The organism is Thomasclavelia sp. (assembly GCF_017889095.1).
Lineage (GTDB): Bacteria > Bacillota_I > Bacilli_A > Erysipelotrichales > Coprobacillaceae > Thomasclavelia.
In genome coordinates this window covers 1-5297 of the sequence record NZ_JAGHEW010000077.1, presented here as the reverse complement: position 1 = coordinate 5297, position 5297 = coordinate 1, and the positions used below count along the sequence as shown (strand labels likewise).

Sequence of the window (5297 nt, the reverse complement as noted above, 5' to 3'; positions counted from 1 at the left end):
GCTTTTGGTGGGACATTGATCCAGGATATTAATGAAACTAAATTATATCAAAATCATCTTCAAGATAGCCAGCAAGGTTATCATCATTTAGTTACTTCGATAAAAAATACAATGATCAATCAGTATTTAGGGGACAGTTTTATGACTAATTCTTTTCATCATCAGGCAATAGACCAAGTTGCCCCCGGCTTTACAGTTAGCAGTTATAGTGAAGACAAAATTATTGAATCGATTGAAAAAGACAACATCATTGGTGTTCAATGGCATCCGGAAAAAGTTGATGATACGACCCAGATAAAAATCATGAAATTATTTGAACAGTTATTAAAATAAGCAAAAGTAACTTTAATGGCTTTTGCTTATTTTAATTTGTTTATTTTATTTTGTTTATTGGCAACGATCATTGCTAAAACCATTAAACCCATCGCTAAAAATCGATACCAGTCAAACTTTTCACTTAAAAATAATGATCCTAAATAAGTAAAAATGGGATTTAAACCAAGTAAAAAACTTGCTTTGATACTGCCAATTTGATGTAATGCCTGGAAATAAATAATTTGGATAATCGCAAAACCAATTCCGGAAAAAGCAATAAATAAAAGCCATAATAAAACAGAAATCTGATTTAACTGATTATTACCAGGAATAATTAAGTTTAATATCACAAGCTGAACAAAAGCATAAAGAAGATAATTAAATGTAAAGGGTAAATTATCGTTATGATCTAAATGATGCTGCATCAATAAATTACCAAAACAATATACAATGATCCCGCTAACCATTAATAAATGGCCTAATGATAAATTAGTAATTTTAAATTCAATCGATAGTAAAAAAGCAAAACAGGCAATCATAACAGCAAGAATTTGATTTTTGGTAATCCTTTGTTTAAAAAATATTCGGGCTAATATAATTGTTGTTAAGGGAGCTAAAGAATTAATGATAGCATTAGTACTTCCACTAATCAAATTTAAACCTGCAAACGTTAAAATAAAATTAATTGTAATTGACAACAAAGAAACCAATAACGTTAATTTAAAAGAATAGTGTTTAAAATGAATGTGTTTATATTTAATCATTGCCCCTATCGCTGATAAAGAAAGTAAAACTTTTAAAAGTGCTAAAAAAAGCGGTGAAGTATATTCAAGCATATATTTCATCACTAAAACATTACTGCCCCATAAAAAACTTGCGAAAATTATCCAAACATATAACATCATTTATCACCATTAACTAGTATTACCAATATTTATCAAATTATAAAAAAAGTATATTTAACTAGGTAAATACACTTTTAACTACATTCTTCAATTATTTTTTGTTTATCTTGGTTTAACTGTTTAATTAAATCATCGACTGAAGGAAATTTTTGTTCCTTACGAATGCGTTTTAAAAAAATAACTTTAGCGATTTTTCCATAAACATCCTGATCGAAATCAAAAATATTTACTTCTAATGACAACTGCTCTAAAGCCAAAAAAGTAGGATTATAACCAATATTTGCCATCCCTAAATATTCATTATCATCAATGATTACTTTAGCGCCATAAACACCACCTTTGGGAAGAACATAAGCACCAGCTTCAACATTGATCGTTGGAAAACCGATTTTATGACCATTTTTACGGCCATGAATGATTTCTCCGGTTACTTGATAATTTCGACCTAATAATTTAGCTGCCTGTTCAACTTCACCGCGTTGCAATAATGAACGCAGTAAAGAAGAAGAAATTTTATGATGCTGATATTCTAATTTATCAATTACACTGACTTGATAATCATCTTGTTTTAATTCTTCTAGTAATTTGCAATCACCTTTTCCCTGACTGCCAAAATGGAAATCAAAACCACAGACAACATGTTTGATATTTAATCCAATAATAAACTGATTGATAAATTGTTTAGGATCCATCTTGGCAATTTCATGATTAAATGATAAGACAAATAAGTAATCAAAGTTATAAGCTTTTAAAAATTCAATTTTATCTGTTAATGTCATTAATGATTTAAATGGCTGGTTTGTAAGAAAAGCTTTAGGCTGTTGATCAAATGTTAATAAAGCTTTTTTTAATCCGGTCTGTTTTCCAATTTGCTCTACTTGTTCAACTAGTTTTAAATGACCTAAATGCATACCATCAAAAAAGCCTAGAGCTGCACAGCTTGGTAACATTTCTTTTTTATCATTTTGGTTTAAATATATAACTTCCATTACCATAATCCTCTTATATTTTTTAAATAACCATTGCCATCAGGTCCATAGATTGCCAGTATCTGATTATTTTGATTATAAATAGCAACTTGATGATCAATATCTGATTTAATCTTTTTACCATGAAAAACAATATTTTCGTCATCAACGACAAGTTTTGGATAATTGCTTAAAGCTTGTTCAATTGTTAATAATTCAAATTCGCCATTTTCAATCTGCTTTAAAGTATAAGCATCTTCAATTGAAAAAATACCTGATTTACTTCTAATCAAAGCAGCCATGTGACCAGGATAATTTAATTTTTTAGCGATATCATAACATAATGATCTAATATAGGTTCCTTTAGAACAAGCTACTTTAAATTGAATTAAATTATTATCAACTGATAGTAATTCAATATCTTTTATTTCAATTGTACGCTTAGGTATTTCTACTGTTTCATGATTACGAGCATATTCGTATAATTTTTTACCCTTGACTTTAATTGCAGAATGCATTGGTGGTATTTGTTCCTGAATTCCTGTAAAACTTGATAATGTTTTTAAAATTATCTCTTTTGAAATAGGCTGAAATTCTTTTTGTTCAATAATCTTGCCACTGGCATCATAAGTGTCTGTAGCGGTACCTAAAGACAGCGTTGCGATATATTCTTTACTATCAGCAGTTAAAAACTGTAATATTTTAGTTGCTTTATTAATCGCAACCACTAAAACCCCAGTGGCATCTGGATCTAATGTTCCACAATGACCAACTTTTTTAGTTTTAAATATTTTTCTTATTTGATTAACGACATCATGACTAGTCATTCCCGCTGGTTTATTTATAATAATTATTCCGTTCATTTTTATCACCTTCCCCATTTTACCTATTTTTATTACAAAATGCAAACCATTAATAAAATCGCTAAAATATCTTTACTTAATTCATTTTTTTTATTAGAATATTTGCGGTGATAAAAATGACAATGAAAAAAGTTTTAGGCTGTATTCGTAAAGCTGATAATGAATTTAATTTGATCCAGGATGGCGATCGAATTTGTGTTGGGGTTTCTGGCGGTAAGGATTCAACTTTACTGCTTTATTGTTTATCGTTGTATAAAAAATTTGCTCCGGTGAAATTTGATGTCGTTGGTGTTCATATTGAAATGGGATTTCCCAATATGGATTTTAGTGAAGTAGATGCATTTTGTAGAAAAAATGAAATTGAATTATATCATGAACCCAGCGATGTTTATGAAATTTTAAAATTAAATAAGACCCCTGATGGCAGATTGCAATGCTCGCTTTGTTCCAAATTTAAAAAAGCATTAGTAATTGACGGGGCTAAAAAATATAACTGTAATAAAGTAGCCTTTGCCCATCACGGTGATGATGCGGTTGAAACATTATTTATGAATATGTTTTATGGTGGTAAAATTGCTACTTTCACACCAAAAATGTATCTAACAAGAACTGAAATGAATTTCATTCGCCCGTTAGTATATGCTTTTGAATCAGATATCGTTAGCGCTGTAAATGAAGCGAATATTCCTGTAGTAGTATCGACTTGTCCAGTGGATAAGCATACTAAACGTGAAGAATTTAAACAATTATTAAATGAACTGTATTTAAAATATCCTCAGGCGAAAGCTAATTTATTAACTAGTCTTTCTAATGAGGAAAATACGCTTTTATGGCATAAAACACCTCGCAATAATGATTAAAGATATATCAAAGCGATATATCTTTTTATTTTAGCTGTTTGAAATTAATAGCAATTAATGAGGCATAAAAATTCATTAATAAGTTTGATGAAAAATTATATTCATCATCTAAGACGATATTTTTATAAATAAATGAATACTTAGGTGCTTCAATGGTTGAAATAACATAGATTCTTGGTGTTTGTTTTTGATTAATGATATTTCTTGATAATATTTTTTCAAAAAAAGAAGCGGTTGCTGAAAAGATAATTATTAAATCTTGATCAGTGGCTTTTTTTAACACTTCTTTTATTTTCTTTGGTTCCATTAAAGGAATCACATATTTTTGAAAAGCCATTAAATCGTTAGTCAAAGAAATAATAATTGCTGCTGACTGTTGTAATCCCATTAAATAAACATTTTGATATTGGTTAATATCATCAGTAATCTGATTTAATAAAACACGGTCAAGATTATGTTTAAAATGAGTAATTTTATCAATTGATTCATCAATAAAATTAATTACGTCATCATCAGTAGTTTGCTTAAATGAATATTTTTGAGTGACAGTTTTACCTGGTTTAAAACCGCGAATCAGCATTTTTAATTCCCAAAAATCTTCAAGACCAATTTTTCGGCAAAAACGACTAATTGATGCTTTAGACACATTACAAGCTTTAGCTAATTCTGTAGTGGAAATATTATCCTGGTTAATCGCGTTTTTTAAAATGTAATCGGCAATAATATAATTTGTTGACGCGGGATCTTCTTTTTCAATTACCGCAAATAAGATACTAGATAAATCCATGACACTCACCTCTAGTTATTATCATACCACAATTAAAAAAACAAATCTTAGAAAAACTAAGATTTGTTTAAAATACTCGCGCCATTAGTTGTAATGACTTCCTTATACCAGTCATAACTATTCTTTTTAGTTCGTTTAAGCGTTCCAGTTCCATCGTTATTACGATCAACATGAATAAAACCATAACGTTTTTTCATTTCGCCAGTTCCAGCTGAAACGATATCGATAGGCCCCCAATATAAATATCCCATTACTTCAACACCATCTAAAACAGCTTCATAAACATATTTTAAATGATCTTCAATGTATTCAATTCTATCAGTATCATTGATTTTATTATTTTCATCTAAACTTTCATCTAACCCAATACCGTTTTCAACAATAAATAATGGTAAATGATAGCGGTCATATAAAACATTTAAAACATAACGAATTCCTTTAGGATCAATTGGCCAGCACCATGGCTTTGGTGAACAGCCAGTTAAATATGGATTATCTCTACCCATTAAACCACCGGTATTATTTTCTAAGCCAACTTCTTTATCATAAGTAGTCGAACGATAATAACTAAATGAGAAAAATTCAACTGGATAATCTTT

7 protein-coding genes are annotated in these 5297 nt (G+C 29.2%); 2 read left to right on the top strand and 5 right to left on the bottom strand.

The window, feature by feature from the left end:
* Positions 1-333, top strand: a 333-nt coding sequence (locus J7M77_RS03435) for a gamma-glutamyl-gamma-aminobutyrate hydrolase family protein (protein ID WP_296876023.1), incomplete at its 5' end; no start/stop codon positions are given.
* Positions 334-359: 26 nt separating this feature from the next.
* Here J7M77_RS03435 and J7M77_RS03430 read toward each other — a convergent pair.
* The 3 genes from J7M77_RS03430 to truB form a co-directional block, all read right to left on the bottom strand.
* The gene (locus tag J7M77_RS03430) at positions 360-1217 is read right to left on the bottom strand and encodes a DMT family transporter (RefSeq protein ID WP_296876021.1); all 858 of its coding nucleotides are present in this window, start codon (positions 1215-1217) and stop codon (positions 360-362) included.
* A gap of 77 nt (positions 1218-1294) precedes the next feature.
* Positions 1295-2209 carry a bifunctional riboflavin kinase/FAD synthetase gene (locus J7M77_RS03425; RefSeq protein ID WP_296876019.1) on the bottom strand — a complete coding sequence of 305 codons (915 nt, stop codon included), beginning with the start codon at positions 2207-2209 and terminating at the stop codon, positions 1295-1297.
* Positions 2209-3051, bottom strand: coding sequence for a tRNA pseudouridine(55) synthase TruB (truB, locus tag J7M77_RS03420; RefSeq protein WP_296876017.1), 843 nt, complete (start codon positions 3049-3051; stop codon positions 2209-2211). Before truB ends, J7M77_RS03425 begins: the two co-directional genes overlap by 1 nt.
* Before the next feature lie 116 nt (positions 3052-3167).
* Here truB and J7M77_RS03415 point away from each other — a divergent pair, with 116 nt between their 5' ends.
* The gene (locus tag J7M77_RS03415) at positions 3168-3911 is read left to right on the top strand and encodes an ATP-binding protein (RefSeq protein ID WP_296876015.1); all 744 of its coding nucleotides are present in this window, start codon (positions 3168-3170) and stop codon (positions 3909-3911) included.
* A gap of 25 nt (positions 3912-3936) precedes the next feature.
* On the opposite strand, the gene J7M77_RS03410 is transcribed toward J7M77_RS03415, so the two are convergent.
* Both J7M77_RS03410 and J7M77_RS03405 read right to left on the bottom strand, forming a co-directional pair.
* Positions 3937-4698 carry a hypothetical protein gene (locus J7M77_RS03410; protein ID WP_296876013.1) on the bottom strand — a complete coding sequence of 254 codons (762 nt, stop codon included), beginning with the start codon at positions 4696-4698 and terminating at the stop codon, positions 3937-3939.
* A gap of 56 nt (positions 4699-4754) precedes the next feature.
* On the bottom strand, positions 4755-5297 hold a 543-nt coding region (locus J7M77_RS03405), incomplete at its 5' end, for a family 1 glycosylhydrolase (protein WP_296876011.1).

Coding starts and splice junctions, on each gene's coding strand:
- J7M77_RS03430 (WP_296876021.1), bottom strand. CDS start 1,217: ATGTTATATGTTTGGATAATTTTCGCAAGTTTTTTATGGGGCAGTAAT.
- J7M77_RS03425 (WP_296876019.1), bottom strand. CDS start 2,209: ATGGAAGTTATATATTTAAACCAAAATGATAAAAAAGAAATGTTACCA.
- truB (WP_296876017.1), bottom strand. CDS start 3,051: ATGAACGGAATAATTATTATAAATAAACCAGCGGGAATGACTAGTCAT.
- J7M77_RS03415 (WP_296876015.1), top strand. CDS start 3,168: ATGACAATGAAAAAAGTTTTAGGCTGTATTCGTAAAGCTGATAATGAA.
- J7M77_RS03410 (WP_296876013.1), bottom strand. CDS start 4,698: ATGGATTTATCTAGTATCTTATTTGCGGTAATTGAAAAAGAAGATCCC.